This is a genomic window from Rhodopirellula bahusiensis, from assembly GCF_002727185.1.
In the GTDB taxonomy this organism is placed as follows: Bacteria; Planctomycetota; Planctomycetia; order Pirellulales; family Pirellulaceae; genus Rhodopirellula; species Rhodopirellula bahusiensis.
Map to the genome: position 1 here is coordinate 111969 of NZ_NIZW01000009.1, position 26303 is coordinate 138271.

General features: G+C 50.8%; 37 protein-coding genes. 24 read left to right on the forward strand and 13 right to left on the reverse strand.

The annotated features are described in order from the left end of the window. Nucleotides 1-17: 17 nt before the first annotated feature. Nucleotides 18-317, forward strand: a complete 300-nt coding sequence (locus tag CEE69_RS13145) for a hypothetical protein (RefSeq protein WP_143549226.1) — start codon at nt 18-20, stop codon at nt 315-317. Between the two features lie 51 nt (nt 318-368). Continuing rightward, nucleotides 369-1085, forward strand: coding sequence for a hypothetical protein (locus CEE69_RS13150; RefSeq protein WP_099261096.1), 717 nt, complete (start codon nt 369-371; stop codon nt 1083-1085). A gap of 272 nt (nt 1086-1357) precedes the next feature. Here the strand turns inward: CEE69_RS13150 and CEE69_RS13155 are convergent, their stop codons facing one another. From CEE69_RS13155 to CEE69_RS13165, 3 genes are all read right to left on the reverse strand, one after another. Further along, nucleotides 1358-1861 carry a DUF6933 domain-containing protein gene (locus CEE69_RS13155; protein ID WP_099261097.1) on the reverse strand — a complete coding sequence of 168 codons (504 nt, stop codon included), beginning with the start codon at nt 1859-1861 and terminating at the stop codon, nt 1358-1360. Between the two features lie 46 nt (nt 1862-1907). After that, nucleotides 1908-2693 (reverse strand): class I SAM-dependent methyltransferase, encoded by a 786-nt coding sequence (locus CEE69_RS13160; RefSeq protein WP_099261253.1) that lies wholly within the window; start codon nt 2691-2693, stop codon nt 1908-1910. 113 nt (nt 2694-2806) lie between these two features. Continuing rightward, nucleotides 2807-3607, reverse strand: a complete 801-nt coding sequence (locus CEE69_RS13165; RefSeq protein ID WP_099261098.1) for a PhzF family phenazine biosynthesis protein — start codon at nt 3605-3607, stop codon at nt 2807-2809. Nucleotides 3608-3777: 170 nt separating this feature from the next. On the opposite strand from CEE69_RS13165, the gene CEE69_RS13170 reads away from it, so the two are divergent. The 3 genes from CEE69_RS13170 (at nt 3778) to CEE69_RS13180 (ending at nt 5353) form a co-directional block, all read left to right on the forward strand. Beyond that, entirely contained in the window at nt 3778-4287 is a 510-nt protein-coding gene (locus tag CEE69_RS13170) for a DinB family protein (protein ID WP_261341345.1), read from the forward strand. 56 nt (nt 4288-4343) lie between these two features. Continuing rightward, nucleotides 4344-4634 carry a hypothetical protein gene (locus tag CEE69_RS13175; protein ID WP_099261254.1) on the forward strand — a complete coding sequence of 97 codons (291 nt, stop codon included), beginning with the start codon at nt 4344-4346 and terminating at the stop codon, nt 4632-4634. Nucleotides 4635-4714: 80 nt separating this feature from the next. After that, nucleotides 4715-5353, forward strand: coding sequence for a hypothetical protein (locus tag CEE69_RS13180; RefSeq protein ID WP_143549227.1), 639 nt, complete (start codon nt 4715-4717; stop codon nt 5351-5353). Nucleotides 5354-5365: 12 nt separating this feature from the next. On the opposite strand, the gene CEE69_RS13185 is transcribed toward CEE69_RS13180, so the two are convergent. The 5 genes from CEE69_RS13185 to CEE69_RS13205 all read right to left on the reverse strand — a co-directional run bounded on the left by CEE69_RS13185 (nt 5366) and on the right by CEE69_RS13205 (nt 7148). Further along, entirely contained in the window at nt 5366-5824 is a 459-nt protein-coding gene (locus tag CEE69_RS13185; RefSeq protein WP_099261101.1) for a nucleoside deaminase, read from the reverse strand. Continuing rightward, entirely contained in the window at nt 5824-6225 is a 402-nt protein-coding gene (locus tag CEE69_RS13190; protein ID WP_099261102.1) for a TspO/MBR family protein, read from the reverse strand. Before CEE69_RS13190 ends, CEE69_RS13185 begins: the two co-directional genes overlap by 1 nt. Next, complete coding sequence (locus CEE69_RS13195) at nt 6222-6473, reverse strand: hypothetical protein (RefSeq protein WP_143549228.1); 252 nt, start codon at nt 6471-6473, stop codon at nt 6222-6224. Before CEE69_RS13195 ends, CEE69_RS13190 begins: the two co-directional genes overlap by 4 nt. A gap of 61 nt (nt 6474-6534) precedes the next feature. Beyond that, nucleotides 6535-6918 carry a hypothetical protein gene (locus CEE69_RS13200; protein WP_143549229.1) on the reverse strand — a complete coding sequence of 128 codons (384 nt, stop codon included), beginning with the start codon at nt 6916-6918 and terminating at the stop codon, nt 6535-6537. Further along, nucleotides 6915-7148 (reverse strand): HTH domain-containing protein, encoded by a 234-nt coding sequence (locus CEE69_RS13205; protein WP_099261105.1) that lies wholly within the window; start codon nt 7146-7148, stop codon nt 6915-6917. The genes CEE69_RS13200 and CEE69_RS13205 overlap by 4 nt, the downstream gene beginning before the upstream one ends. Before the next feature lie 1038 nt (nt 7149-8186). Here CEE69_RS13205 and CEE69_RS13220 point away from each other — a divergent pair. From CEE69_RS13220 to CEE69_RS13255, 8 genes are all read left to right on the forward strand, one after another. Next, nucleotides 8187-8477, forward strand: a complete 291-nt coding sequence (locus tag CEE69_RS13220; RefSeq protein ID WP_143549230.1) for a hypothetical protein — start codon at nt 8187-8189, stop codon at nt 8475-8477. A gap of 80 nt (nt 8478-8557) precedes the next feature. After that, the gene (locus CEE69_RS13225) at nt 8558-10393 is read left to right on the forward strand and encodes a hypothetical protein (protein WP_099261109.1); all 1836 of its coding nucleotides are present in this window, start codon (nt 8558-8560) and stop codon (nt 10391-10393) included. 362 nt (nt 10394-10755) lie between these two features. Beyond that, nucleotides 10756-11667, forward strand: a complete 912-nt coding sequence (locus CEE69_RS13230; protein ID WP_099261110.1) for an ArdC family protein — start codon at nt 10756-10758, stop codon at nt 11665-11667. Between the two features lie 281 nt (nt 11668-11948). Beyond that, nucleotides 11949-12287: a hypothetical protein gene (locus tag CEE69_RS13235; protein WP_099261111.1), complete on the forward strand. Its 339-nt coding sequence runs from the start codon at nt 11949-11951 to the stop codon at nt 12285-12287. A 144-nt stretch (nt 12288-12431) separates the two neighbouring features. Beyond that, nucleotides 12432-12713 carry a hypothetical protein gene (locus CEE69_RS13240; RefSeq protein WP_099261112.1) on the forward strand — a complete coding sequence of 94 codons (282 nt, stop codon included), beginning with the start codon at nt 12432-12434 and terminating at the stop codon, nt 12711-12713. A 41-nt stretch (nt 12714-12754) separates the two neighbouring features. Further along, a complete protein-coding gene (locus CEE69_RS13245) occupies nt 12755-13702 on the forward strand; it encodes a Holliday junction DNA helicase RuvB C-terminal domain-containing protein (RefSeq protein ID WP_099261113.1) in 948 nt (315 codons plus the stop codon). Nucleotides 13703-13822: 120 nt separating this feature from the next. After that, nucleotides 13823-14206 (forward strand): helix-turn-helix transcriptional regulator, encoded by a 384-nt coding sequence (locus tag CEE69_RS13250; protein WP_199169869.1) that lies wholly within the window; start codon nt 13823-13825, stop codon nt 14204-14206. Between the two features lie 134 nt (nt 14207-14340). After that, nucleotides 14341-15264: a tyrosine-type recombinase/integrase gene (locus CEE69_RS13255; RefSeq protein ID WP_099261255.1), complete on the forward strand. Its 924-nt coding sequence runs from the start codon at nt 14341-14343 to the stop codon at nt 15262-15264. A gap of 18 nt (nt 15265-15282) precedes the next feature. Here the strand turns inward: CEE69_RS13255 and CEE69_RS13260 are convergent, their stop codons facing one another. From CEE69_RS13260 to CEE69_RS13270, 3 genes are all read right to left on the reverse strand, one after another. Beyond that, a complete protein-coding gene (locus tag CEE69_RS13260; RefSeq protein ID WP_099261115.1) occupies nt 15283-15702 on the reverse strand; it encodes a hypothetical protein in 420 nt (139 codons plus the stop codon). 47 nt (nt 15703-15749) lie between these two features. Next, nucleotides 15750-16592, reverse strand: a complete 843-nt coding sequence (locus CEE69_RS13265; protein ID WP_099261116.1) for a hypothetical protein — start codon at nt 16590-16592, stop codon at nt 15750-15752. 182 nt (nt 16593-16774) lie between these two features. Next, on the reverse strand, nt 16775-17407 hold the full coding sequence (locus CEE69_RS13270) for a carbonic anhydrase family protein (RefSeq protein WP_158231018.1): 633 nt from the start codon (nt 17405-17407) through the stop codon (nt 16775-16777). A gap of 142 nt (nt 17408-17549) precedes the next feature. Here CEE69_RS13270 and CEE69_RS13275 point away from each other — a divergent pair, with 142 nt between their 5' ends. The 9 genes from CEE69_RS13275 (at nt 17550) to CEE69_RS13320 (ending at nt 21883) form a co-directional block, all read left to right on the forward strand. Further along, nucleotides 17550-17858, forward strand: a complete 309-nt coding sequence (locus tag CEE69_RS13275) for a hypothetical protein (protein WP_099261118.1) — start codon at nt 17550-17552, stop codon at nt 17856-17858. A gap of 88 nt (nt 17859-17946) precedes the next feature. Beyond that, nucleotides 17947-18360 carry a hypothetical protein gene (locus tag CEE69_RS13280; RefSeq protein WP_099261119.1) on the forward strand — a complete coding sequence of 138 codons (414 nt, stop codon included), beginning with the start codon at nt 17947-17949 and terminating at the stop codon, nt 18358-18360. Between the two features lie 254 nt (nt 18361-18614). Then, nucleotides 18615-18884 carry a hypothetical protein gene (locus CEE69_RS13285; protein WP_143549232.1) on the forward strand — a complete coding sequence of 90 codons (270 nt, stop codon included), beginning with the start codon at nt 18615-18617 and terminating at the stop codon, nt 18882-18884. A 170-nt stretch (nt 18885-19054) separates the two neighbouring features. Beyond that, nucleotides 19055-19462 carry a hypothetical protein gene (locus CEE69_RS13290; protein WP_233215194.1) on the forward strand — a complete coding sequence of 136 codons (408 nt, stop codon included), beginning with the start codon at nt 19055-19057 and terminating at the stop codon, nt 19460-19462. 49 nt (nt 19463-19511) lie between these two features. Next, complete coding sequence (locus tag CEE69_RS13295) at nt 19512-19937, forward strand: hypothetical protein (protein WP_099261257.1); 426 nt, start codon at nt 19512-19514, stop codon at nt 19935-19937. 95 nt (nt 19938-20032) lie between these two features. Next, on the forward strand, nt 20033-20632 hold the full coding sequence (locus tag CEE69_RS13300) for a hypothetical protein (RefSeq protein ID WP_099261121.1): 600 nt from the start codon (nt 20033-20035) through the stop codon (nt 20630-20632). Nucleotides 20633-20709: 77 nt separating this feature from the next. Then, entirely contained in the window at nt 20710-20985 is a 276-nt protein-coding gene (locus CEE69_RS13305; protein ID WP_099261122.1) for a hypothetical protein, read from the forward strand. A 3-nt stretch (nt 20986-20988) separates the two neighbouring features. Continuing rightward, nucleotides 20989-21195 carry a hypothetical protein gene (locus tag CEE69_RS13310; protein WP_099261123.1) on the forward strand — a complete coding sequence of 69 codons (207 nt, stop codon included), beginning with the start codon at nt 20989-20991 and terminating at the stop codon, nt 21193-21195. Nucleotides 21196-21520: 325 nt separating this feature from the next. Further along, a complete protein-coding gene (locus tag CEE69_RS13320; protein ID WP_099261125.1) occupies nt 21521-21883 on the forward strand; it encodes a hypothetical protein in 363 nt (120 codons plus the stop codon). Nucleotides 21884-22188: 305 nt separating this feature from the next. Here the strand turns inward: CEE69_RS13320 and CEE69_RS13325 are convergent, their stop codons facing one another. Next, a complete protein-coding gene (locus CEE69_RS13325; protein WP_233215215.1) occupies nt 22189-23547 on the reverse strand; it encodes a DUF4339 domain-containing protein in 1359 nt (452 codons plus the stop codon). 16 nt (nt 23548-23563) lie between these two features. Continuing rightward, complete coding sequence (locus CEE69_RS32510) at nt 23564-23725, reverse strand: hypothetical protein (protein ID WP_158231019.1); 162 nt, start codon at nt 23723-23725, stop codon at nt 23564-23566. A 209-nt stretch (nt 23726-23934) separates the two neighbouring features. On the opposite strand from CEE69_RS32510, the gene CEE69_RS13330 reads away from it, so the two are divergent. Both CEE69_RS13330 and CEE69_RS13335 read left to right on the forward strand, forming a co-directional pair. Continuing rightward, nucleotides 23935-24528, forward strand: coding sequence for an RNA polymerase sigma factor (locus CEE69_RS13330; protein WP_099261127.1), 594 nt, complete (start codon nt 23935-23937; stop codon nt 24526-24528). After that, nucleotides 24518-26263 (forward strand): protein kinase domain-containing protein, encoded by a 1746-nt coding sequence (locus tag CEE69_RS13335; RefSeq protein WP_099261128.1) that lies wholly within the window; start codon nt 24518-24520, stop codon nt 26261-26263. The genes CEE69_RS13330 and CEE69_RS13335 overlap by 11 nt, the downstream gene beginning before the upstream one ends. The last annotated feature ends 40 nt before the right edge of the window (nt 26264-26303 follow it).

Genomic DNA, 26303 nt, shown 5'->3' on the forward strand with positions numbered 1-26303 from the left:
AGTTCCTTGATGCGTTGATGCAGCGATGGGGAATCGAGCCAATTGACTGGCTTGCCAGCGATTCTGGATTTCGTGGAAAGCTAAGTCAGGATAAGTCAATCTCCCTTCAGGTCTGTAATGAAGCAGCAATCGGCCTTGCTTTCGCAACCATCAAGATGCGGGCGGAATGTCGTTCAGACGTAGCCGAGTATGGCTTGGCGGCCTTGAAACGAACTGGAAGGCTCATTGATAGCAGCACTCTGTCTGAAGCACTCAAATCAGAATGGAAGGCTGCTGAAAAAAAGATGGTGGCGAAGCTGAAAGCACATCAGACCTAAGTTTGTTTAGCAAAGCAATCACACCAACGACCTATTGATCAGGCGTTTTCGATGACAGCCAAATGGACGGAATTGGCGAACCAGTTTGCCTCGGAGAAGAAGACAGAGGTTGTTAAGGTCGCTCGCCGGATTTTGCAATCCCCAGATGCTTCTGATTGGCAGTGGCTCTCCGAATCGTTAACCGACAACCATCGGAAATGGTTCGTGGCGGCGATCTTTCGTGGATACCCGGTTCCCAAAAGGCTGTTCGAACCTTTTCTCCAAGCCGCAGTTAGCGAGCCGAACCCAAGTCTAAATCAGCAGTTCGTCGAGCCGTGTGTCAAGTCGTATGGCCATCGCTCTGTGAACGAGTATCTGCTGGAAGTTGTTGAAAGTGGAGACAACTCCAACATTGCGGGGGCCGTGGCATCACTCTACTGGGCGAAAATGCAGATATCGTTCTCTGGAAAGGTTGCGGCCTACACTCTGGAGCACGCAACTCCTGAATCCAGGCGGGCATTTGAATTACTGAACGATGTGTGGGAGCGAAAACGTGCAACCTTCTTGAGGGTGTTCGTTTCGAATGCGAATCTGGATGTCAGGCGTCAGATCATTCCGTCTCTCAAGCTGGAGGAGAATGCCTACCCCGAATCTCTGAAGCCGCTGGTGCAGCAGGCCATCGACATCGCAAAGAACCATTCAGACGAATACATCCGCCATCGATTGGACGTGCAACTTGGAAATGAACGTCTGCTGCAACCTCTCCCGGAAAGACGGCACACAGATTGAGCCATCCTTCCCGCAAACTCCTGAATTCCCAACGGAAAGAAGTGTTCACCAGACCTGGAATGCCCAAGTAATTCCGCAGACACCGGCACCAGGATACACAGCCATCCGAAAACCATTCCGCAGATCGCAATGTCTTGCGTCCCACCAAGCCCATCTCGCTCTCTTCGCTTGCGGTCAACTATTGCCCGAAGGATTTCGGTGACGACGACGCTTAGGATGCCAGCCGTGACAAAGATGAGCGTGGCTATCTTCCCCATGAATCAATTGTCCGCTTACTTGTCCACGAGATTCGCAAACACGTCTTTGGGATAGCCGTATTTGCGACCATCAGGCCCGTTCAGTGCTGACATCGGCGTTTCATTCAGTCGATAGCCGATATCGCTCGGGGCCATGCCGTCCTCCAACATGAATTTGGCCGCATGGATGTGGTCATTCATTGAACCCGTAACTGAGCGGTTCAACGCTTTTGCAAAACTCAGCGTTCCATTCGATGGTGCGATGAATCTGCGATAAATGAATTGCTTGCCGTCATCAGCCGTGAATTCTCGAATCGTATCCAAAGCTCGGGCAATGAAGGTGCTGTCGTCAGTGATTCCTCGTCCATGCATGACGCAAGCGTACAACGAAGCCGTATTCATCAGGATGATGTATTGGGTGCGGTCGAAGATGAAGAGATGACTCGACCAATCGGCGTAGGGATTCTCGTCTGCTGGAAGGGATTCCAGTTTTCCAACTTTCAGCTTGGTTGCGAGTTTTTGGGAAAGTCGGAAAATCATTTTTTCCAGCGGCTCGCTGCGGGTACATCGGATGCAGGTTGAAGAGTCATGGCTTGACTGCACGAGTCGCAATGAACGTGTCAAGAAACGCTGACAGAGGATCGTGGTCGGAGTCAGCATATCGATCTTCGTAGAACCCAGTCAGCATCAGACCGGCCCTCAACTGTCCGCCGATCTGGTCTTCCAAAGTGTGACCGAATTCCAACGGCTTTCCCGTCTGGATCATTTCCCGAATGTGGTCCTCATCGACGTGATCTGAATCGGAATAGGGCAGAGCGTACCGGACCTCCAGATTGCCGTTCTCTTTCCGTTCGTCGTCGAAGATGTACCGCATCGGATTGGTGAAGCCAGTCATTAAGACGCCCCCGCTTCTCAAAACACGAAAGCATTCCTGCCAGACCGGGATTACCTTCGACGAAAACATGTTCGAGCAAGGATGAAAGATGAAGTCGAACGAATCGTCGAAAAGCATGGACAAGTCGGCCATGTCGCCTTCGACGAACTTCATTTCGAGCCCATCTCGGTCGGCTACAAATCGATCTTGGTCCAACTGCTTTGGCGAATTGTCGAACACCGTGACTCTCGCACCGGCTGCCGCAAGAATCGGAGCTTGCTGGCCACCGGCTGAAGCGAGGCAAAGAGTTTCCGTTCCTTGGAGCGACGGAAACCAGTCTTTGGGAACCGGTTTGGTGGGAGTCAGGACAATGGCGAAATCACCATTTCTGGCTCGTTGAATCGTCTCTCGATCAACCGGGGTAGTCCAACGATTGCTCTGATCGACTTGGTTGTCCCAAGCATCTTGGTTGTGCTTGCGAACATCTGATTGAAGCATTTTGAGATCGCTTTTATGCGGGATTTGCATCCAGAAAGCGAAGTTGCGTTCTGGTAGAGGATCGTCGCTGCTTGGATTTCGGAACCACAAGCAAGGATGGATTGGAAAACACTTCACGGCAGAGCCAACAGTCCGCCCTGCCAAACCGTCACAGCTTGTCCGCCGAGACACACACGATCCCCGAGAACACGGACCTGAACGACGCCTCCTCGGGCGGATGCCTGAAACGCAGTCATCTCCGTTTTGCCCAGCACCTCCGCCCAGTAAGGTCCGAGACAGCAATGGGCCGCTCCGGTTACGGGGTCTTCGTCGATCCCCAAGGCGGGAGCGAAGAATCGAGACACGAAATCGTAGTGAGCGTCATCTGAGCGGCTTGTGACGATTACGCCCCGAGTGGGGATGTCTGTTAATCTGCGGAAGTCGGGTGACATCGAACGCACGGTTTCAGCATCCTCGACGACGACCATATGATCGAACTGCGTCTTACCAATATCAGTGGACGAGACTCCCAGTACCGTTAATAGGTCGTGCGGGGGATCGACCTTTTGTACCGGGATCGTCGGAAAATCCATTTCAATGAACCCGTTACTCTGCTGACAGGCCAGAACGCCGCTCTTGGTGTGGAACCGGATCGGTTCGGCTTGCGGATGGATCCCTGCCGACCAAATCGCATGAGCCGAGGCGAGCGTAGCGTGGCCGCAAAGTGGGACTTCGACCTGTGGAGTGAACCACCGCAAGCTGTAACCATCGTGGCTCCGTCTTAAAAACGCCGTCTCCGAGAGGTTCATCTCGGCAGCCACGGCTTGCATCCATTCGTCGGGGGCTTCCTGTTCTAAAAAACAGACGGCGGCAGAATTGCCGCCGAACGGTCGATCCGTGAAGGCGTCCACCTGCCAGCATTTGATCGAGGACATACTAAGCCTAATCTGGTTGAAGGTATCTATCAGCGCACATTATGACGTAGAAGCACGACACGAAGTCCGTCAAAATGGTTCACCACGAACCAATAGCCTGCCTCTAACCATACACTGGAACCAGTTACTTGAAAGCAATCGACTTAATTCATCGTCTTCACGCACATCGCATGTGGGTGAACCGCAGACTACGGGAAGCCGTGCGTCCCCTCTCTGAAGAACAGCTTCGGAAGCCACTGGCCATCGGTCAGGGTTCGGTCTGGCGGACGCTAACACACCTTCTGGCCGCTGAATACGTCTGGCTGGAAGCCCTGCTCGGGAACGAGTCGCCACTGTTGCCTGGAGACGTGCCGGGCAAACTGCCGGGAAACCAAGAAGGCGAAGAAGCGATTATTTCGCTTGACGAACTGGTCTCCAAGTGGGAGCAACTTGACGAGCGTTGGGGAAAATATTTCGACTCGCTGACGGACAACGATCTCGATGAGTTGGTGTACAAGACCAGCACCAGTTCAGGACGGGGGAAGAGGCTTGGAACAAGGCGAGCCGACATTCTGCTCCACGTCTGCACCCACGCTCAGTACACGACCGCACAACTCATGAACATGCTGCGGCAGCTCGGTGTATCGACGCTTCCTGATACAATGCTGATTTCGCTGGCCCGAAACGAGGCCAGCATATGAAACCGAACTTCCGTAACATCCGATGGTCGATACCTACCTGGTACCAAGGGAACGTGATGTCTCCAAGTGACCCGCATCGAAAAGCCGAAGATACCGCTGATCAAGAGCAGCTTAAGCTGATGTCTGCTGCTATCTATGAAATGCGGATATTGCTTTCCAGCTACAGCGGTAATGATCCGAGCATTCGGCTGGCCGAGCGTCTGGCATACGCCCTGCACAATGATGCCCTTGCTGTTCTGGAAGGGGATGGAACTTTCAATGTAGCGAACGCACGAGAACGAATTGCCATCGCCGAAGAACTCGCTGGTGAAACACTCGGCGACGGTTATGGCGTGCTCAAGAGATGATGCGAAGGTTTCCAAGTTGCTCTTTTCCTGCACCGGCGCTTTGCTTACCACAAAACCACTTCGAACAAAGGCTGCCCATTTTGAATGTACCTGATGAATTGACAAGTGATGAGATCCGCAAGAAACACAATCAAACCATGAATCAATCACCACTTTATGCCGAAACGCTTCAAAAGATTGGAAGAAATGTCGTCGAATTCCAGAAGATGGAGGGGATGCTCAAGATCCTGCTTGCTTCCATCGATTCCGACACAGTATCAGGCGAGCCAAAGACTCTACCTGCCAATAGGCACGAACTCGTCTCCAAAAAAACATTGGGAACCGTCAGCAGAGATCTGCTTGAGAAAATCTTCTCGGAGCCACTTGAGCCCGGCCAGTTGTCGCATGGAGAAAAACACCGGCTTTCGTATCAATTTAGAATTGGAGGCAGTAGCGAATTCGTTAGTCAAATCAAAGAATCGTTCGATAAAATCGTGAAAGAAAGGAACGAACTCATCCATCATCGGCTGGTTGATTTCAAGCCAAGTTTCGATGAATCATGCGAGAGACTGATCAGTTATCTGGATTCTCAGTATGGGCGTTTGGAGCCGCTGCTTGATTTTCTCAGGAAAGAAATGGAAGCAATGTGTGAAATGCAGGCCATGGGCGTTGACCTTCTGAAGCAAGTGACTGAAAAAAATGTCCAAAGTGAAAGAACATGTTGCGATTTGCCAGGATGAGTTTATGCGGTTTCATTTGCGATGTTTCCTGGATGCTGCTTCAAACAGCGAATTGCATTTGTCCTCAAGTATCCCACCAATCACCGTGCATTTGCTGAACGGGGTTCGCTGAGCAACCTCTTGTGCCAAGATGTCGATTTGTTTCCAGCCAAGCTGTTGAAGAAATCGAATGGACGTACCAAAAATGACCGTTTCGATTCCCGTCCAATGAATTGCTCCCTGACACATCGGACAAGGTTCGGCGGTGGTGTAGAGGGCGAGTGGCGGGACTTTCCAATCATAACCTGCCTCGACCATTTGGTTGATGGCGTCGATCTCACCGTGCCAAGTTGGATTCACCGATGACTTGTTCCACCCTTCGGAGATCACATCTCCGGTATCTTGATTGACGATCACAGCGGCAAACGGAAGTTTCGGCACTTTGCCTGCCAGTTCAATCGCCCGACGCATGTATTTGTCGTGGTCAAGCATCACCGCCCCCAGTTCCAAAACGTCATCGACAACTGCAACACCGAGGCAATCGACACCCAAGCAAAGTACGGCACCTGCGCCACAGCAACCCATTTGTGGTGTTTCCAGATCGTCACCATCATCCAAATGGTCGTGATCCAAACGATCACGATGTCAACGGCAGCCAGTGGCAAGTTCCTCATCCCAAACTGGATTGGCGTGAAGATCAAATTGGAAACGAGATTGATCCCAAACGGCAAGGCCACCATCCAAGGCAACTTCTTTCGCAGCGCCTGCACGAATACGAAGCCGAACGTGACCAGAATGATCGGATAGAGACACTGCCAGACAAATCCGATTGTGGACGGCTTCGGTGTCCAGCTTGGCTTCTCCAGCGAGCTGTACCAGTCGATCCAAGTCATTCGTTTGCCTTCGGCTGATCGTACACCTTGTTCGCTAAATCCGTCGCTCTTGCTTCCATTTCCGTCAGGACGGCGGCGAAATCACGGTATGCAGCATCAACGGTGACTGTCCGGTTCCCCTTGCGTATCCGTGCAAACGACCCAATGGAGCGATCCTCTCCGACTTCCAGTGTGCCACCAGATCGCAACAAGGCGGCAAGGTGCGGGTAGGTCGCTTCCTCACGTAGTTGATCGCTGGCTCTTTTCATCGTTCGCTTTATTGGCATTATCGTTCATTGTTCAGCAAAGTTGGATTCATCATGCCATCGTTCAATCCAAGTTCTCTTCGCAGTAGTCCAGAGCGATGGTTGCCTGTTCTTGATCAACCAGATCAAGGACATAATGTGCCGCAATGTAGCACATGGCAAACGCCATCAGCGGTCTCTGATCGAGGCCATGGTCGATTCCGTCAGGACTGGAGTTAGCGACGTAGTTTGCCAGTGCCCCTTCGGTAACACGAGTCCGAAGTGCTTCGTCTCGATAGTCCAGCCCACGGAACTTCATGCACACCAACGGGGCCAGATGAAACAAATTGGCATCGGTGATCCGCTGGCCGGTCAGCAATCCAAACGGCTTGGATTCTCTGGCATCGGCGATTGCAAGCTTGATCTCGTTAAACCATTCGTTGGGATTCTGTGGTTGTTTTCTATTCATGATCCAGTCCATGAACGCAGTGCCCATTCGTCGTCGCCGATTTTCACGAATAACGACTGCCCACCACGCAGTTCAATGTCGTTCTCAAGTGCGGCACGCACATCGTGCTCGCTGGCCCGCCACATCTTCATTTCCATCATCTGTGATGCCAACCAGTACGGGCTCTGGGGATCACCCTCCATCTCAAGAACTTCCCGGCAAGCAGCAAGGATGCTGTCGATGATCGGCATTTTTAGACTCCCGAAAAGATCCGCCACGAATTTTTTGCCAGCGACACTACTATAGCTTGGACATCATTCTAGGAGCGAATCTTTGAACGTCACAGAGGATCGACGAAGACAATTGCTTGGCCCCTTCAATGTGTCGGAAGCGGCACACAGAGTGGGTCAGCCAATCCAAAATTTGCACCGAGAGATCCGGCCAGGCAATCTTGCCCATCTCGGACCCACTAAAATTTTGAAACGCTCGATCAATGAGACATGTCGATGGATAATCCGTATCAGTCGCCTTCTTCATCCAGCGGGAAAGAACTGTCCGAAAGTGGGGCATCGGCAAGCCACTTCTGGGAGCAACCTCGCTCGTGTTTTGGTCCCTCTTGTTCGTTCGAGTTCTGTTTCCACCAACCTTCAAGAATGTCGCAACACCCATTCCAACCGGTCCCGAGGAATGGGTGCTCTTAGCGACGGCCTCCGCCATCGGGCTTTTGCTGACTTGGTCAGACGTGAGGCAAAAGTGAGCATAATCTGGTTCTTGGGAGCCCCAACTTATCGACCAAGTTTTGGACGCAAAGCAGCAATTCCAAATAATTTTTGACCTAAAAAGTCAGAACTGATAAGCTGCCGCCACAGTTACCGAAAATTTACTTTCACTTCTACTCGCACGCCCCCTGTGTCCGTTCAACGGACCTCTTTGGCGTCGTCTGACCGGTCAGTTTGATCCGGCTTTTTCCGCCTCTCCATCACATGGAGAAACTCAGAAATTCCCACAGGTTTCATGTAAAAACCGGTGGGAAATTACTACATAAAAGGAGACGGTTTTTTACGGAGGAAACATGAACGTAACCGCAGCGGAAAGACGGGAGAAACTTAACCTGTTCAACGTGGCCGAGGCCGCACGATGGCTTGATCTGAGTGGCCTGCGAATTTACCGAGACATTAGGGCGGGATACATCCCGAAGCCCAAAGTGCAACTTGGCAAACGTCACTACTACCGAGAATCCGAACTCCAAAACTTAAACAACTACTACAGAAGGGAATCGAAAAATGAACATGAAAACAAAAAGAATGGAAATTGAGATTTGTGGTGACGAGACGACCCGTCACTGTCGTCGGCTGTGTATCGAAGTACCAGCGGAGATGAGCAATGACGAGATCGAATTGATCGATGCAGAGATATTCAATGATGTTGCTGAAACCACCGAATGGGAGGCCGAAGAGTCAGATGGGATCTGCGCTGATGGACATCTTTATTTAGTCGGTCCTGCCAAAACCGACGCTGAGGTCGAGTTGACCATCAGCCTTGACGATCTCAATCGACTCGGGCTCAACGTGACAAACTGAGCAGTAGAAAACAAAACCGCCAGCGTTCTGAAAACGCTGGCGGTTTCTGGTGTGCCGTATTTCCAACAACAATGACACAAATGTATTTAAGTAACACAGAATCGATTTTCGAACAGAAATTTCAGATTTCCGAGAATGAATCCGCAGAGATTGAAAAACTCGCTGCGGATACGTTTGCTGCGTTTCATCCGTACATCAACATCAGAGATTGTGGAAAGAAGCTTTGGGATGAAGAGCAGGGAGCGTTCATTCCCAAACACATGATCACAAAGGAAGCGTTCAGATTTGGAACAATCTACGACAATTTAAGCAAGACGCAACGGAAAGCTTACAAGCCAATTTTTACTGAAGGGAAGCGTAAAGGAAAACCGTTCCACTATTGGGCACATTATCGCCGGGGCATTATGTCGTCGGAGAAGATGGCCGAGCACATACAGGGCGAAGAGAAGTATTACTACACCGGTTCGCCCCGTCACCGAGCCTTGCCCTATCTGGACATCGACGCTCACAACGGCGAAACAGATGAACTGAGGGCGAAGGAGCTACTTGCTGATATCTGTTCGACTTCGCTTTGGACCCCTTCTGATCGTGGGCAGAACGGACATTTCAAACTTTACTACGGACCAATCCGCACACCTGATTTGTCTCATCCGCATTTTCAATCGTTGCCTAAAACTGAGAGATCTGCCCTGATCGAGCGGATTCGAGTTGGACTTTCGCCAAAGCAAGTCAACGGGCTTTTTAAGCGTGCTCAAACTGCGTATTCACGCTATCTGGCCTTCCATCGAATCGAATGTGATTTTGAAGTGAAGGGACATGTCACTGAATACAGCCATCCCACCGGCAGTATGAAGATTGTCAGTGGGCTGCTGGGGAAATTTCCGTTTGCTGTCTGGAATCGTCAGCGACTCGAAGAATTCAAGAGCCTGCCAGAGATCAGTTGGTTTGTCTGGGAACGCCAGATCCAACTACTCGAAAAGATGTTGGAAGAGAAAGAGGACAAAACAAAGATCAACGAGACAGCGACCGACCAAGTTGCAGCAGAACAGTCTGGGAAACCAAAATCACGAGCAAAGAATGAACGGTCGCCAGATCCCGAAACATGTGCGTTTACCAAGAATCGGCTAGAGTGCCTGTCGTTTGTGCGAAGCTATTATCGTGATCACAAGAGCATTCCCAGTCACGACGACTTTCTTACGCATCTGAAGATCAATAGGCTCTACACCGGTGACTGGGACGATCCCCAAACAGATCGTCCCCACAGAACAGCACGCATCCTCGATTTTACGTTACAAAACTTTGACCCAGAAAAGCTGGGCCGTGGTGAGGGCCGCTGGGGAAATTTTCCCGTTCTGGACTGGTTGCGAGATTACGCCAAGCACAATTTTGGCGGTTTGACTGGGACCGTCTTAAAGTACAAAGACAAATTGATCTTTTGCGATGACGGAACCATCGAAAGTGGTCGCCATTGTCAGAGATGCAACGTGTCACCCGCCTTTGTTCATCACTGCATCCGAGTCGTCCTGACTTGCATGGAAGATTTGGCTGAGAACGATGGTCTCCCGGAGGACCGAATTGTCAAAGCGTGGAATTTGTTGTCGGGTGCCCCTGCTTGGAATCGTGATCACTACGCCATTGTTCGCAACTTTTTGGAAGACCGTGGTGTTGTCGATATCTACGACAAGAATCATGGCCCAAACAAATGTTGGCGTTGGCGAAAAGGCAGAAACTACCCGACTTCACCGGAAGAATTGCAGCGAAAGCTGAAGAAGTGCCGGGGAATTGACCTCGGATATCTTTTTCCCAGAGAAACAATGAACAGCAACAAAGACAAGATAACTCCCTACTGTAAAGTAATAGAGACAAATCCCCCTATGACTGCCGGTGAAGACGTTTTTGAACATCCTCCTCCCTGAGATAGCGATATTTTGTGCGAACTATCTCAAAAAACTCTTTCTTTTACAACTTTTGGAATTCAACTGCGGGGAAGGTCTGTCCAGACATCATTTTAAGTGATCGCTTGGGAAGCATCGACCGTGCTTTGCTGTGAAGATGCGAACGGAGTCGTCACTAATCACTGACTCTCGTGTTGCCGCCCGTCTTCATTGAACAAGCGGGGGTTAGCCGTCTGATATCTGATGCTGGTCCACTCCCAACCGAGATTCTCAAGCACTGAGACAACTCCGCTTCTTTACACCCGTCCCATTGTCGCTTTACCAAATCGAGATAACACCCGCTTGATCGCCGTTCAAATCAACCTCCTCACAGGAACGACGACATGCCAAACGCAAACGAAATTCGCCAGCAGATCACCAACGACATCATCGCCGCTCTTTCGAGCAACGAGTTGCCGCCATGGCGAAAGCCGTGGGCAAACGATCCCAACGCTCCCGGACTTCACACGAGTTTGAGTACCGGTAACTCTTACCGGGGAATCAACCAAATGATCCTGCAGCTCTCGGCTTGGAAACGCAATTTCACTTCCAAATGGTGGGGAACATTCCGGCAGATTCAAAGCAATGGGGGCTGCGTCAACAAAGGCCAAAAAGCAACGAAAATCATTCTCTGGAAACCAGTTGATCGAAAGCGAACAAGCGAGCAAGGCGAATCAATTGACGACAAGTTTTTCGTCATGCGAGAATTCGCCGTTTTCAATGCTGATCAGACATCAGGCATGGACCGTTTTCAGGTCGGCTATTCGCAAGCTGAAGTCAGTAACGAACTTCGATACAGCGAAGCCGATGACGTGATCGAAGCCACTGGTGCCGATATCCACTTCGGCGGCAATCAAGCGTTCTACTCGATTTTGGGTGACTACATTCAGATGCCGTTTCGTCGGCAGTTCGTCACACCTGAATCCTATTACGAAACTTGTTTTCACGAACTGTGCCACTATTCGGAAAGCCGAACCGGTTTCGACCGAGCAAAGCCGGAGAACGACTATGGTTTCGGTGAATTGGTTGCCGAAATTGGTGCGTGTTTCCTCATGGGCGAACTAAACATGCCCACGACGGAGAATCTGGAAAATCACGCTGCTTACTTGAAGTCGTGGCTTAAGGGGATGAACGACGACCCGAAATTTATCTTCCGGGCGGCGGCTCAATCAAGCAAAGCGACTGACTACATCCTCAGTTTCAGCCGCCAAGACGAAACGATTGCGGAAACGGTCGAAGAGCCTGTTTGTGCTTGATCGCCTTTTTGCACCAGGGCAGTTGGGACTCCCATCTGCCCTGTTTGCTTTAACACCCGCTTGACCATTGTCCTGATCGGGACAGCCACTCGGAACACCGGGGATGATCGCAAGACGACTCAGCTTCGGCACTTCAACGAGCAGCGTGAGCCACCGCAACAACTCTGGCCAGTGAGCGATGGAGTTCTGCTGCAACTGCGAAGCCTGAAGTCACTGATGATCCATCCTCGGTGTATCCGATTGGCCTTTTCCATTTTCCATGCTTTCAAAAATCAATTTTCATGGCTGATGACAAATACCTTCCTGGCAGCCCCAGCCGACGACGAGTTAAAGAAGTCCGTTCACATCTTTGGCGATACGGTATTCGACCCAAAGGCGATGCGTGGCGTTTGGCTTGGACTTGGGCCAGTGCCATCGCCAGTTCCTATTACCACTTTCGCTGGCCTTTGCCATCGGAGATCGCAAGCCAGTACATGGTTCTTTTGCTGTGCGAGATGAAAGAGGGGCGGTCACTCAGGCTGCCATTTCGGGCTGACCAAGTTCAACCAGAACCGGTTCAAAACATGTTTCCAAACGAATCATTGCTAGAAATTCCACGTCTCAAATCAGAGGCCAAGTAACACCCGCTTGTTCGTCAGCGAACCGGGGCGATCCCTGACAGGCGTTTTGTGTGGCTGGGGCAAGGAGGCCCCATTTTTAATCCAACTTTTGTAACACCCGCTTGGAAGGCATCAGTCAATCCAACTTTTGTAACGGAGCAATCGATGTCACGAACCCCGCTGATCACCGACGAAGAACGCAATCAACTCCATCCACTGCTGTCGCTCATCCGAGATCCCGACCAACTTTACGCCTGCACGACGGCTGGCGAATTCTTCGACTGTGACGACCACGCCCTGATGGCGTTTCAGATTTGGCGACGAATGGGCCGTAGCAACGAAGCCACCGGAGCGGCTTGGCGGCGACTGATGGAGAGCGATTGCCCAACGCATGACGTGATGGCACTGGTCGCTTTCCATGTCTTTCACGAGTTGGACAAGGATTAACACCCGCTTGTCAATCAAATCAACCACCACGGAGCAATGAAGTGAAAGAGACCGAACCGATCATCACGAGCCTCAGTCAAGTTGTGGGGCAAGCCCGAGCCGTGCGAGTGCTGCAAACGGCACTCGATGCCTATTGGCATGAACGAAGCAAACATGGCGAAGACAACGTGTCGTTCCCACACTTGCTGATGGCAGGTCCAGGAGGAACCGGCAAGACGATGCTGAGTGAACTTGTCGCTCGTGAGCTTTGCACCGAAGTCCACGTTGAATTGGCTCAGAACATCAGCAACATCGGGCAGATGCAAGGTCTTTTGATGATGCTCGATAAGCCGGGCCAAATCTTGTTTTTAGACGAAATACATCAACTCAACGAGTCGGTTCAAGTATGCCTCTATCGGGCTTTGGAAGAACGAAAGCTGTTCCTTGGCGGAAATAAAAAGCCGGTGACGTTGCCACCGTTCACGCTGATCGGTGCCACAACTCACGAATATATGCTCACGACAAGCTCAAGAGATCGATATCAGATTTTGATTCGTCTGTCCCACTACGACACTGATGAAATGACGGTGCTGATCGAACAACGAGCCAAACGTCTTGGTTGGGGCCTCGATCCAAAGTCAATCCGTGAACTCGCCAAGCGAAGCCGTGGCGTCCCCAGACTCGCCGTTCGAATGTTGGAAGCAGCCAAGCGATCCTGTTCCGCCAACGGTTGTGATTTCATCGAAGCCAGTCACGTTGCCGAAATGCTGGAAATGGAAGGCATTGATGCCCTCGGATTCGATCCGGTGGAGCAAAGCTATCTTCACCTGCTGAAGCAACATCAAGGAGCGGTAAGGCTCAACGTATTGGCCACGCATCTGGGCTTGCCCCGTCAGTCCATCGAGATGTTTGAAAGCGATTTCATCCGGTTGGGACTGATCACGAAGAACGAAAAGGGACGCTGTTTAACACCCGCTGGACACGAGCATTTGAAGGCCAGCAACGGCTGATTTTTCTGTGCTTCCACTGTCCGAATTCTGCAAGGCAACTGAACGATGACCGTAAAAACAACGAACGATAATCAACCGAAAGCCGCAATCACCGTGAGCCGGATGTGTTCGAAACTGGGAATGTCACGCAGCCAATTCTACTGGCATGTGAAGCGAGGGACGTTCCATGCTCCCCTTCGATTGTCCAATGGTCGTCCCTATTTTAATGCTTCTCAAGTCGAGGACAACCTGAAGGCGAGAGAGCTTGGGATCGGTGTCAACGGTGAATACGTCCTGTTCTATGAGCGATCCGAAACTCCGACTCATCCGAAGGCAACACCCGCTTCTAAAGCAGATCACTCGGGGCTGTTGGAGAGCCTTCAGACGCTCGGCCTCAACGGCCTGACGACCAAGCAAGTTGCTGAAGCAGTTGATGCTTGCTACCCGAAGGGCACCAGCGGCGAGGACGAAAACGACATTCTCCGAACAGTTTTCCGACATCTGAAGCGTTCGGGAATTGGCTGATTCGTGGTCAGTGAATGCTTGAGGACTGTTTGGAACTCCTGCGAACTTCGTTTGATGTCCGTCAACTTCCGCAAGAACTTGGCAAGAAGTGTGTTGAGAAACTGTTCGATTTACCAACGAAAGCTGTACCAAAGATGAACGAAAACCAATCCGAAAAGTGTTCGGAATTAAGCACGACAAGTCACGTTATCTTGCGTTCGCCTGATTCACCGGGCCAGATCACACGACAGGCCGACAACGACGAACAGTTGATCGAACTGTGGCTCCACGGTCGGCCCAAGAACACCCAGCGTGGCTATCGGAAGGAGGTGGATTGCTTCGCCGACTTTGTGGGCAAGCCGTTGCGTTCCGTAAAACTGATTGACCTCCAGTCATTCGCTGATCGCCTCGGCCAGAATCTCAAGCCTTCATCAATTCATCGAGCCATGAGCGCCGTCAAAAGTCTCTTGGCGTTTGGACATCGACTGGGCTATCTCCCGTTTGATGTGGGCAGTGCATTGAAACTACCCGGCTTCAGGGATGAGTTGTCTGAACGAATCATTAGCGAAGCTGAAGTCCTGCGGATCATTGCCCTTGAGCCAAATCCACGCAACAGAGCAATCTTGTTGACGTTCTACGCTGGCGGTTTCCGAGTCTCGGAGATCTGTGCAATGAAGTGGCGGCATTTGCAAGAGCGTGAATCAACCGGACAGATTACTGTCTTCGCCAAGGGAGAGAAAACGAGATCCGTTTTGATGCCCAAATCGGTTTGGGACACGCTGATAACTTTACGTGGCGATGCCCCAACGGACACCCCCGTGTTCCGCAGTCGCAAAAAAGGCCATCTGTGCGAATCGGCGGTTTGGCGAGTTGTGAAAAAGGCGACTAAACGTGCTGGCATCCCGAAGGAAGTCAGTTGTCACTGGTTCCGGCACGCTCATGCCTCCCATGCACTAGATCGTGGTGCCGGGATTCACTTGGTCCAAGCAACATTGGGACATTGCTCGATTGCGACCACCGGTCGTTATCTTCATGCTCGACCAAGTGATTCCAGTGGAAGCTACTTGCCTATCTCATGAGAGCAAACTATAGACACTTCACGCCATCTCTCTTGCGGTGTCACGCAGCCTTTGGAAATCTCGCTCTAGATCGTGCCGATGTTTCGGTATCTCGGTGTCAATGCACGGTCTTCTTCTGTGCTGAATGTTGAAGTCTTGGTGCCACTGGGAAACCGGTTGTACGATCACCGAGTCCATTCCTTCAAATTGATCAGCAGAAATGTCAATGATTAAACCGTCGTGTTCAATCCACGCATGATGCTGGACACCCTTTACACCAGCAACGTATTCAACATCAACACCTAGAGATTCTTCCAAATAAAGACCAAGAAGAGTGCTGCCATCACCACATGCACCTTGTGGGAAATCGGACAGGGAAATGGCACTGAAACATCCAGCATTTAAGTCAATGGCCTTACGAAAACGCAATGCCGCTTTATTAAATCCGTCAATGTCCATCGCTAATCATTTCGGAGGCAAGGGCAAGGAGACACAAACCCAGCAATCTAAACTTCAGTTTTTGAAGTCGATTCGTCGGAACCGCTGGGAAGTAGACAGGATGCGATGGCTTTTGCGACTTGGTGTGCTGGCGTAGCGACGACGTACTCAATCGAACCGTTTCGCACAAACTCAGCGATCTGTTGACCCGCAAATTTAAAGCTGGTTGGATTTGCAGGATCGGCAACAACAATTGGACTGCCACTCATCCCGGTTAGTGTTGGCAGGTTATTCCGACACAACTTAAAATGGAGTTTCAAGCTTTCTTGTAAGACAGCCTTGATCGGGATAATTCGATTGCACATTTTGCCAATCCCGATGACATCATGAGTGTACTGTTCATTGTTTTCGATGGTATGTATGCGAGACTTCAGGACAGTGGTTGTTTCGTGTGAGCTATAGCCAATAAGTAGACCCAATACTTGCGAATCGTCTTGTTCACCGAAATGGAGTCCGTACCTAATGGAGGGTATTCGATTCTCCTCAAAGGATTTGCCAATATCTTTGGTGATCTTGCAAACAGATAAGTCTGTGTCACCCTTCGCCAGTGAAAAAAGCTCGTCAATCTTGCTGAGAGGTATATCGACTTCAATGTTGTGGCTCTCGCTCGAAAGAGAACGATGGACAACGCTAAGAGACGTGACTGTTCCTTGCTTGTTTCGCTGGACTAGAGACTCGACAAAGTGCTTGACTGTCACTATTACTCGAAAGTCACTTGCATCTTCCGATGCAAATACGAATCCTGAAGCCATGTGAAAGGGCTTGCCCTCGTACTTCTTGGAAGTCGAATAGATGAAGCTAACGGCGTAGGAAGAGAGAGTTACACGGTCCACATCGGAAATCTCGTGCATTGGTTGAACACCTAAACGCAAGGCTGAAAAAGATCGAACGCAATCATGCCGCAGATTGTGGCAAAGCTGCGGCGACGCTACGGAGTTGCGGGTGCAGTGATGCCTGAATCCACTCATCCAGCTTGCTTCTTACTTTGTGCTGAACTGTGAGACAGCGAATGTTGGGTTGATCATACCGCTCTCTACTTGAAATTTGCTAGAACGAACCGGCGATTCAATGGCTGCGGAAACCTGGCAGGCTTTTTTAGATAGGGCATAAGCTTTGAGAGTTCTGCCTTGGGGATCGTTTTCGGTTCCCGGAGGATGACCCAGCTTACATTTTCGTCGTACTTCGGCGTGGTCAGTGAGCCTTCGTAGCGGTAGTATTCATCTCGATTGCCTGGTAGCCACTCAAGCGGGTTTGTGGGGATGATTGAGTTGCTACCATCGCCTTGTGACGCATAAAACCCTTGCATTTGGGCGACGAGTCCCGGCGTCGATTCTGCTTCGCCGTTTGGTTCGATGAAGATTCCCAGGACTGCACGAGTGCCATCATCGACGTTCTGATGAACGACGTGCAATTCCATCGTCTGCTGGGAACCGCCGACCCAGTGTTCGCTTGGGTGGTGAAAGTGGAATTCGACGAGATGGAATCTCTTTCGGTCTAACTCAATATATTGCCGATGGTCAGCAACAAATTTGACGTGAATTCCGTGTCCGTCGTCCTCGATGGTCCCTGTTGCTGACTTCTTCCACTTGATCGACAGTTTGTCCTTGCCGAAGTCGGTCAGATAGTGACCGTTCAAGTTGATTGGCGATTGTTGAGCGTTTCCCACGAGGTTCTCCCAAAACGGCGTTTGCGAATTTCCCAAATTGTATCCGAATGCTCTCCTATATGCTGTTCATTCGTGAAAACCCCGTCCAGCAGTAACACCCGCTTCGAATCCAGAACAATTCAACCCCTTTCTGGAGATCACGATGAATCAAACGACTTCCATTGCTGACGGCAATGATCCAACCGTCAAATCAGCCGCTCAGGATGCCAATGCCGTTCAGGATGCGGTTAATCTGATCGCAATCGTTGGCTGTTTTCATCGCCATCTGATGGCTCTTCGTCAAACCGGCCTGTGCAGTGATGATCTGAACAATCATCCCGCCTCGCTCGCATTCGTGAGCAAGTTGAACAGCCTTTGTCGGATGACGACCGAACGGGAGATGGCGGCATTCTCAGCAATTGATTGCATGGAGCGAGGTGAAACGGCGGAGTACGAAGTTATTCCGTTGTAGCGAACACCCGCTTGTTACTCGTCGCAGTTGGCTCCCACGGAACAATTCGTTCCGACCGCCTGTGACGAGGAATCAAGCGAGAACAAAAATGCAAACCAATTGTGTTCGATCAGGGCAAATTGAAGTCGGAATCATCACTCACGAAGGAAAAGATTTTTCCTCCATCGGAGCAAGCGTTGTCGGTCGTACTCTCACCGCATACACCCGATGCACTCACGGTGAAATCCATCTCACATCGTGGTGCGGCCAAACGATTCTCGCCTGCCGATCCGAAGTTGTGCAGCGGTATGCGGACGACTCAATGGCGATCATGTTTCGGCTTACAGCCAATCGATTCATCGTTGGTTATGCACTCGCCGACGATGGAATGCTCTTCCATGGTGAATTGCTCCGTCACGGCGATGAAGACGACGCTCGATACCTTGCACGCCAGTTAGCCGATGATTTCGCCCAACTCGATGCGGATGACGAGGAAGCCTTCGCCTTCAACGAAGAACATTGACCTTGGCTTGAGAGCTCGCAGCTCAAATGTCAGTTCTTACCACTGCGATTGAAAAGCTTGGCTGCGGCTACACACATCCGGCCTCACTGTTTCGCAAAAACCTTTGGAACTGGCTGAACTAAGAGAAAGAACCGGGTTTAATTTTTCGATTTGCTTTACCGAGTTGAAACCGAGTCATAAAGTAATGTTGGCCATCAATCATTGTGCGACATGGCAACTCGTTACTGACCCGTTTATGTGTTTGGGAAGAAAAAATGAATGAACTGAACCGATTGCTCACGGACATTGAAGCTTTCGACATCGATGAAATCAACAAGCTGATTTCCGATCTGGGCGAAACTTTCGCTGATTGCGAAAACAAGCGTTTCACCAGCGATAGCATTCGTATCGCCGGAAGAACAGTTGTGTTGTCTCGTGATGAACTTATGATCCTTCAAGAGAAACTGAAAAACGCTAAGTTTGATCTTCAGGACACGGAGAAGACTATCGCACATATGTACGACGGTGTTCCGCCCTCAAACTAGAGGCTTACAACAGTCGAAGCCGCCATGATCATGATCATGGCGGCTCTTTTCAATCCAAAATAGCTAGATGATTCCGGTCTGCCCCGTGTTTCTCTTGGCGAACAGGACCAGCAACGAATAACACCCGCTTGCTCTGCATCAAACCCAATACAACTTTTGGAATGGAGCAAATGATGAGTGAGATTAAAGCGAATGGTAATTTACACGGCCACGAACTGACCGACCTTCCCGTACTGAATCCCGGCGATTGGTTCGGAAAGACATGGCTGATCGAAATTGGTGGCAGCTATTCATCGCTGTTTCTGATCGTCGAAGCGAATAGCTTGTCAGACGCAATCGATGAACTGGCTGACAACGAAAAATATGGTCATCTGATCGTCGTCGAAGACGAGTATCTCGGTGACTATCCCGAGGATGATCGACACTACGGCCCAAGTGGACAAGTTCTGGATCTCGATCACCTGATGGCATATGGCCAAGAGGGAGTCGAGATCCCATTCCCTTGTCGCTATCACGGTGAGGGCCTTCCCGATGAAGGAGTTCTCCCAACTGAGTTTGAGCACGTTGATTCGGAGTAACACCCGCTTGATCGACATCAATCAAACTCACTCACAAGGAGAAACAAAAATGGGCTGGCTTTTTCGTGAAGACATCACACGCAAAGAACTGATCGCTGAACGCACCGAATCATGGGAGCGGCAATCGGGTGAAACAATCGTGCAAAGCGAATGTTTGGCCCACTGCTTTCGTGGCTGCGGATTTAGCGGTGTGCTTTGGGCCGTCTGGGAGCGTCGATTCATCAAGGATGGCGAAGACACCGAACCAACACAACGATGGATCACTTGCGATCTGATTCAGTATCGCAGGGATGCTGGCTTTGGCTACAAGGACATGGACGAATCAATGGGACCGTACTATTACTCGTGTCCCATGAAGTATCTGAACATGGTGCCAATTGATCGCTTTGGCGGAAACTCTGGATGGCGAGAAATGGTCATCGACCATCACCAGCGCCAACGTGAAAAACGCAAATCACGAGCAATCATCGTGTGATTGCGGGCGATCAGTAACACCCGCTTGTGGATTGTTCGAGCCGACAAGACTGGCTCACAACGATCCACAAGCGAGGTAGATCAACAATGACACCAATGGAAGCATACGAATACGCAGCAAGCTGGGGATCGTTTTTGAGAAGTGGCGACCCCGGTGCTTGCATGTACGGATTCGACTCAGACTGTCGCCCTCAGTCTGAAGAACATCGGCAAGCCGTTATCGAATGGATGAAACAATGCCGATTGAACGTCATCGAACGCTCCGAAGATTTTGGCGACGATGAACTCGAAAAGCTCGATGCCTTCGTTGAATTCATCACCAAAAGAAACATCAAAGGCCAAGCCGGTGGATCGTTCATCATCGAAATCAGCCTTTGCGGATCGGTCACTTGCTGTACCACTTACGGCCAAGAACTTGAAGGCGAAATGCGGTCGGATATGAATGATTGCAACGGTTCAGGCGATGCCGAACCCGCTTGTCAATATATCCTCGACAACTACAAGCCCGAATTCCGAATCGTGCGCCGAATAGGTGACGTTTGTCAAAACGTCGTTGCCTGCAAAGAGGAAAAGCTTCAAGTGTGCCGTGAGATCTACGGTGGAAGCGACACGAATTTCAACGATAAAGATAACGCAAATCTCTATCTCGTCTGGGCTGCTGCCTCCAGTTTGGAAGCAATGCAAGAGGCAGGGTAACACCCGCTTGTTAGACATCAACAGAGCCAAGGCAACACGTCTTGGTTCTTTCTTTGACACACACAACGGAGAACGTCATGAGCAAGCGATTGTTCAATTTAGGTCAGATTGTTGCCACTCCCGGAGCCTTGGAATTCTTGGAGCGTCACTCGATGACTTCAATGCAGCTTTTGCAAAGGCATGTCACGGGAGATTTCGGGGATCTTGGCGATGAGGACAAGGAGTCCAACAACGAGGCAATTTGGAATGAAGAGCGAATCCTTTCCTCGTACAAGATCGGCGATGACAAGATCTGGATCATCACCGAGGCCGACAGGTCGAGCACTTGTTGCCTGCTACCCGAAGAGTATTGAGCGATGGACACAGTTCAAACCAGCGTCTTCGACACGCTGTACACGATTGTTTTCACGAACACCACGTTGGGCCGCTCCGCTGAAGAGGGGCTCAACGTCTGGGTGTGTGAAAACGTCGAAGCTTTCCGTCAATCACTAAATGTGCTGAAAACCAAACCGCATTGCCGAGTGATCAGCGCCGGTCCCAGCGTGGTCAAGCGAGAGATGTAACACCCGCTTGATGACTGTCGAGCCCGGCAGTCGAGAGGATCTGACGGAACGCTATGGCGACGTTTGGGACACATCGCAACTGCAAGAGCACTTCAGTGTTCTTGCCTTCTCTGCCCCTTTCGGCATCGTCTCCCGCAAGTCCGATGGGGTCAGGGGCAGCGTCCTCTTCCAGCACAGCCCCCGGTTCTATCACTCATTCAAACCCGAGTGATTCGCACCAAGCCAAGAGGGACCATCGACAAGTTCGGTGGTCCCTTTGGCCATGCGCCGACCAACACCCGCTTGTTGGTTGTAGCACGCATCAACACTTAAACGGAGAACGACGATGGCATGGTCTTGGTCACACACGAACGAAGCATACGCAGCAGTTGAAGAACAACTCAACGACAAAGCGAACGCCGCCAACAACGGCGACACCGAAGTTGCCGAGTGGCTTGAAATCGTCTGGTCTGAATGGATCGCAAGCGATTGGCGGGAGGATCGAGTGACTACCGATCTCGATCTTCAGAAGTACGAGCGGTCATTGGCACGAGCCAAGCGGCAAGGAAACGAACTCGGCTATGAAAAGCTGGCCGCCGACATCTGGAACTGGAGCAGCGAGCTTTCCACTTGCACCAACGGCGGCTGGGATGCGTGGGTCTGCCCGTTCGGTTGCCATTTGATTCCTTTCACCGTCGAAGTCGAGTGACAATCAAGCGAGTTGCAACGTCGATGTTCTTCAGTTTGAAGCATCGATGTTGCACTTTTTTTAATTGAAAAACTTTTCATGGAACCTGGTAACACCCAGTACCCGGATCGCCCTTGCCAGGGATAGTGCGTTGTCGCTTTCTATTGCTCTCGCACTTTTTCCGTCCCGGAGAGGTTGTTGCAAAAATTGAATTTCCCAGAGTTTTGAACTGGACTTCCACTGCTCAAAGTTGTTGCCAGAAGCGTTGGCCCGTAGAAAACGGCGGCTGAAAATAGTTGTTCTGGCTTTGTTTCGACGCAGCCCAATTACGGGCTAATTGTTGCACCATCCAGCCAAATCTTTGAGCAGGTCATCTTGCTTTTGGATGAATTGCTGTGGTCGATAGCGAAGCCAACGCCGAAGTTTTTGTTGTACTCCATGTAGATCGTCGTCACATTCGAGAGCGTGTCATGGTTGTTGGTAGAAGTGGCTCGCAGTGGAAGCAAGTCAGCTCTCCCCGCTGCCCGGACTGCCTCTTCAAGTCCTAAGTGAAATCCGTTGGGCGTCATGCTAGACCAAAGATTTTCATTCTTAATTCTGTACGCTACTCCTCGTGCGATATCATTTAGGTCGGTGTCACTTTTAGAACCACTGGGATTTGTCGATTCCGAATCAGACGATCTTGTTGATGTTGCACCCTTAGCCTTCAAATCAGCGATTTTTTCGTCGGAGAGTCCTTCGGTTGAGATCTTGTTCCCGTTGTACTCCAACCACTCTCGATCTGGTTTGCTTTTGGACTGTCCGATGATCCCCAGCAACAGAAAGCATCCAAGAGATGCGCCGGCCCACTTTAGCTTTGCGTCTTTGCTCCAAGTGGGATGTCGCCAAATTAGGAACAAACCAATGGGCGCACATAGACATGCGAAGGATGCGACAACTGCTGTCGATGCCATGAGCGATTTCCCAGCCGCAGATGCCTCTTTTCTTAGGGCATCGATTTCGCTCTGCAATATCCCTGATCGCTCCAGCAAGCCTCCGATATTTTCTTGTTCGTTCAGACAAGCCTGTGGCACATTGCCAATAGCACAGGCCGATTTTCCGAGTGCAATCAGCTTTTGACGACGTTGGAAGTGGGCAGTCTTGAGTTTGCCAGCAATGACAGCTTGGTTGCCAAGCGACTTGGCTTTGTCGGTGAATGTCTTGGCTTCGGGTGAAGTCGCTTCAGCCGATTCAAGTTCGGCAATGTTTTGGTTCAGTTTTTCGATTTCACTGAACTGCGATTCATGCGTCTCACGTTCAAATTGCGTTTCAAATGTCCGCTGGCCGATGATGTGATACTCCTTGGGAAGAAGCACCTGATGAATTTTTGTGAACTCCGTTTGCTTAGCAGCCAATTGACTTGCAAGTTTTGCTGATCCGCCAAACGACACTGTTTCCTCTCGGTTGTTGTAAATCTGGGGAGGAACATCGTTCTCAACAACTCCTGGCTTATGACGAAGTGGTGACGCTGCGGATTGTGGGAAGAGACCTTTGACAGAGCCAGCGGTTCGCCATTTGGCCATTCCCTCTTTCCAGATTTGATCATCTGGCTTCAGCACACCATCTACCGCCATTTTTCGAAGGTCGCTGTCACCGAATGGACCAAACTTTTCATTTTCTCGACTGTAGTACCACTGATTTGCCATCAAGTGTTTTCCTCTATTATCGATTACGACCAGTGAATTGCCCGTGATCCACCTGAGCGGTGAAGTTCTTTCGGCAAGCGTTGCAGGTGATGACTTGTCCGCCTTGCTGCATCCGAATTGGATAGGTGCCGACTGAACCGCACTTCGGACACTGGGTTACACCTGAGTTTTGAGCCATCGTCGGGATTCCTGAGCTAGTTGAACTGGATATGCTTGCGTCTGTTGGGATGAGCGGAACCCGGATCACAACCGGCTCAAAATTTTTTCGATCCCAATTTCTGAGCCTGTTTTGAACCCGCCTACGCTTATCCCGGTAGAGCCAAGGCCCAATCCGAAATCGCTTCAGCTAAACTGGCCGTCTTTGAGATTCGACGGCGGAACCGGTTGATGGAACTTGGCCACACACAACGACTTGGGCAATGGCTCACCCTAGCTCGGCAGGGTCAGGTTGACGCACGCAACGAGATCATCGCTCATGCCTGCGAACGGCTGAGGCTGCTGACCAGAAAGATGCTGAAGAATTACCCGAAGGTGAAACGCTGGTCCGAAACAGATGATGTGCTGCAAAACGCTATGATCCGGCTGCATCGTTCGCTGGCCGAGATTCAACCCGAAACACCGAGGCAGTTTTATGGACTGGCGACGACACAAATTCGCCGTGAACTCATCGATCTAGCCAGACATCACTTTGGAGCCCATGGAAATGGTGCAAACCATCTCACCGATGGCGGTGAGGCAGCGAATCAAGAGATTGATGGGCGAGAACCTGAGTCATTGGACTCTTGGAGCAAATTTCACGAAGCAGTTGAAGGGCTGCCGGAAGACCAACGAGAGGTTGTGAACTTGCTTTGGTACGAAGGCATCTCACAACCTGATGCCGCAAAACTGCTGGGGATCTCGCTGGCTACATTAAAACGTCGCTGGCAATCGGCACGAATCACACTTGGAAAACTGATCGAGGAAATCCAGCTTGGCGAATGATGACGAAGATCGATTGTCCGCACTACTGCTGAAGTGGGAAGAGGCTTGGGATCTCGACGAAGACATCTCGGTGGCCGACCTGTGCGCTAACCATCCTGAACTAGAGCAGGCACTTGCCGATCAGATCAAGCTGCTCAAGTCCATGAGTTGGATGAAGCAGGATGCTGCTGACGACGATCAGGATGACGATGAGGAAATCGATTCTCTGATTGGTGAGACTTTGGCCGGTCGCTACCAAATTGACTCCATTGTTGGCTTCGGTGGCCACGGAAAGGTTTACAAGGCGTTTGATCCCGAGCTTGAACGACATGTTGCGGTTAAAGTTTCCAAGTCAATCGCCAGCGAAAATCAGACCGATGAACTACTTGAAGAGGCACGTCGTGCGGCCAAGCTGAAGCACTCGAACATCGTTGCCGTCTACGATGTCGGTCGCCATGAGGGTCAATTGTTCTTCGTGACAGAACTGGTCGAAGGCCAAAACCTTGCCGATCTGATTGCAGGCGGGCGAGTCAAACCGTCCGAAGCAACGAGAATCGTCTCTGCTTTGGCGGATGCACTCCAGTTTGCTCATCAGCAAGGTTTTTTGCATCGAGACATCAAGCCCGCAAACATCTTGTTGGATCACCAGGGGCGTGTACTTGTAACCGACTTTGGGATCGCAACGACGATTGACAAGATCGAGGATCATCGAGGCGGTACTCCCGGCACCCTTCCTTACATGGCACCCGAGCAAATTGCGGGACAGGTCCAACTGATCGACGGTCGTACCGACATTCATGCTCTCGGCGTCGTCCTCTACGAATTGTTGACTGGTGAGTTGCCGTACCTGGGACGAACACCCACTGCCGTCCGTGAACAGATTCTTTTACGGCAACCTAAGCCACTGTCTTCACTGAATCGGTTAGTGCCAAAAAAACTGGAAGCGATTTGTCTGAAGTGCTTGGCAAAGCATCCGGCTGATCGCTACAGGACGGCGATGGAGGTCAAGCAAGCGTTTGAGACTCCTGATTCGACCAGCATTGCAAAAATTGGACTGGTTGTATTAGGCATTTCACTCATCGCCTTGTCATTGATCGCTTGGCGACCTTGGAATGGAGAGAATACCTCTGCGGAAAGTAAGGTTGCCGCACCTTTGGTCGAAGGAGGGATCATGTTTGACGGCATACGGCGGATTTTGACTCCGGTAATGAACTCGACTCTCCCGCTAACGATTGAAGCATGGATTGCCCCTAGCGATGTGAACAACTCAGAGAATCAGTTCATCGTTGGCAGTGATGTTCCGGGGCACTTCGGCATTGGCATGGGGATTGGCAAAGGCGGTCATCCAATGGCTGAGACGGTGCGTGGAGGTATTGACGCAACCCGATTTCGTTTATCGACAAATCGCTGGAGCCACTTAGCGGCGGTTTTCGCCTCCGATGAAACTCGGATTTACCTCGATGGGAAGCTGGCAGCAACTTGTGAAGCGACCAACGTGCCAGAGGTCGAATCACCATTTGTCATCGGGAATCTCGGTGAGCAGCAAGGAAACATGCGTTTCACCGGCAAGCTGAGGTCAGTGAGGATTTCATCGGGAGAAAAATTCAAAGGTGAGTTCATCTCAGACGAGAGCTTCACAACCAGTGACCACTCTGAGGCACTATTGATCTACGACGAAAGCAGCTTCGGCGGCGACCAGATCAAGGATCTAAGCGGCAGTGGAAACGACGGAAGCTGGGAATCAATCGTCAACTGATCGCATTCTCCGGTTCTAACACCCGCTTGGTTTTCGGTGC

What these genes read in the sequence shown, in the direction of transcription:
- CEE69_RS13145 (WP_143549226.1), top strand. Translation starts at nt 18, where the DNA reads ATGCAGCGATGGGGAATCGAGCCAATTGACTGGCTTGCCAGCGATTCT.
- CEE69_RS13150 (WP_099261096.1), top strand. Translation starts at nt 369, where the DNA reads ATGACAGCCAAATGGACGGAATTGGCGAACCAGTTTGCCTCGGAGAAG.
- CEE69_RS13155 (WP_099261097.1), bottom strand. Translation starts at nt 1,861, where the DNA reads ATGATTTTCCGACTTTCCCAAAAACTCGCAACCAAGCTGAAAGTTGGA.
- CEE69_RS13160 (WP_099261253.1), bottom strand. Translation starts at nt 2,693, where the DNA reads ATGCTTCAATCAGATGTTCGCAAGCACAACCAAGATGCTTGGGACAAC.
- CEE69_RS13165 (WP_099261098.1), bottom strand. Translation starts at nt 3,607, where the DNA reads ATGTCCTCGATCAAATGCTGGCAGGTGGACGCCTTCACGGATCGACCG.
- CEE69_RS13170 (WP_261341345.1), top strand. Translation starts at nt 3,778, where the DNA reads ATGTGGGTGAACCGCAGACTACGGGAAGCCGTGCGTCCCCTCTCTGAA.
- CEE69_RS13175 (WP_099261254.1), top strand. Translation starts at nt 4,344, where the DNA reads ATGTCTCCAAGTGACCCGCATCGAAAAGCCGAAGATACCGCTGATCAA.
- CEE69_RS13185 (WP_099261101.1), bottom strand. Translation starts at nt 5,824, where the DNA reads ATGCTTGACCACGACAAATACATGCGTCGGGCGATTGAACTGGCAGGC.
- CEE69_RS13190 (WP_099261102.1), bottom strand. Translation starts at nt 6,225, where the DNA reads ATGACTTGGATCGACTGGTACAGCTCGCTGGAGAAGCCAAGCTGGACA.
- CEE69_RS13195 (WP_143549228.1), bottom strand. Translation starts at nt 6,473, where the DNA reads ATGAAAAGAGCCAGCGATCAACTACGTGAGGAAGCGACCTACCCGCAC.
- CEE69_RS13200 (WP_143549229.1), bottom strand. Translation starts at nt 6,918, where the DNA reads ATGAATAGAAAACAACCACAGAATCCCAACGAATGGTTTAACGAGATC.
- CEE69_RS13205 (WP_099261105.1), bottom strand. Translation starts at nt 7,148, where the DNA reads ATGCCGATCATCGACAGCATCCTTGCTGCTTGCCGGGAAGTTCTTGAG.
- CEE69_RS13220 (WP_143549230.1), top strand. Translation starts at nt 8,187, where the DNA reads ATGAAAACAAAAAGAATGGAAATTGAGATTTGTGGTGACGAGACGACC.
- CEE69_RS13225 (WP_099261109.1), top strand. Translation starts at nt 8,558, where the DNA reads ATGTATTTAAGTAACACAGAATCGATTTTCGAACAGAAATTTCAGATT.
- CEE69_RS13230 (WP_099261110.1), top strand. Translation starts at nt 10,756, where the DNA reads ATGCCAAACGCAAACGAAATTCGCCAGCAGATCACCAACGACATCATC.
- CEE69_RS13235 (WP_099261111.1), top strand. Translation starts at nt 11,949, where the DNA reads ATGGCTGATGACAAATACCTTCCTGGCAGCCCCAGCCGACGACGAGTT.
- CEE69_RS13240 (WP_099261112.1), top strand. Translation starts at nt 12,432, where the DNA reads ATGTCACGAACCCCGCTGATCACCGACGAAGAACGCAATCAACTCCAT.
- CEE69_RS13250 (WP_199169869.1), top strand. Translation starts at nt 13,823, where the DNA reads ATGTCACGCAGCCAATTCTACTGGCATGTGAAGCGAGGGACGTTCCAT.
- CEE69_RS13255 (WP_099261255.1), top strand. Translation starts at nt 14,341, where the DNA reads ATGAACGAAAACCAATCCGAAAAGTGTTCGGAATTAAGCACGACAAGT.
- CEE69_RS13260 (WP_099261115.1), bottom strand. Translation starts at nt 15,702, where the DNA reads ATGGACATTGACGGATTTAATAAAGCGGCATTGCGTTTTCGTAAGGCC.
- CEE69_RS13265 (WP_099261116.1), bottom strand. Translation starts at nt 16,592, where the DNA reads ATGCACGAGATTTCCGATGTGGACCGTGTAACTCTCTCTTCCTACGCC.
- CEE69_RS13275 (WP_099261118.1), top strand. Translation starts at nt 17,550, where the DNA reads ATGAATCAAACGACTTCCATTGCTGACGGCAATGATCCAACCGTCAAA.
- CEE69_RS13280 (WP_099261119.1), top strand. Translation starts at nt 17,947, where the DNA reads ATGCAAACCAATTGTGTTCGATCAGGGCAAATTGAAGTCGGAATCATC.
- CEE69_RS13285 (WP_143549232.1), top strand. Translation starts at nt 18,615, where the DNA reads ATGAATGAACTGAACCGATTGCTCACGGACATTGAAGCTTTCGACATC.
- CEE69_RS13290 (WP_233215194.1), top strand. Translation starts at nt 19,055, where the DNA reads ATGATGAGTGAGATTAAAGCGAATGGTAATTTACACGGCCACGAACTG.
- CEE69_RS13295 (WP_099261257.1), top strand. Translation starts at nt 19,512, where the DNA reads ATGGGCTGGCTTTTTCGTGAAGACATCACACGCAAAGAACTGATCGCT.
- CEE69_RS13300 (WP_099261121.1), top strand. Translation starts at nt 20,033, where the DNA reads ATGGAAGCATACGAATACGCAGCAAGCTGGGGATCGTTTTTGAGAAGT.
- CEE69_RS13305 (WP_099261122.1), top strand. Translation starts at nt 20,710, where the DNA reads ATGAGCAAGCGATTGTTCAATTTAGGTCAGATTGTTGCCACTCCCGGA.
- CEE69_RS13310 (WP_099261123.1), top strand. Translation starts at nt 20,989, where the DNA reads ATGGACACAGTTCAAACCAGCGTCTTCGACACGCTGTACACGATTGTT.
- CEE69_RS13320 (WP_099261125.1), top strand. Translation starts at nt 21,521, where the DNA reads ATGGCATGGTCTTGGTCACACACGAACGAAGCATACGCAGCAGTTGAA.
- CEE69_RS13325 (WP_233215215.1), bottom strand. Translation starts at nt 23,547, where the DNA reads ATGGCAAATCAGTGGTACTACAGTCGAGAAAATGAAAAGTTTGGTCCA.
- CEE69_RS32510 (WP_158231019.1), bottom strand. Translation starts at nt 23,725, where the DNA reads ATGGCTCAAAACTCAGGTGTAACCCAGTGTCCGAAGTGCGGTTCAGTC.
- CEE69_RS13330 (WP_099261127.1), top strand. Translation starts at nt 23,935, where the DNA reads ATGGAACTTGGCCACACACAACGACTTGGGCAATGGCTCACCCTAGCT.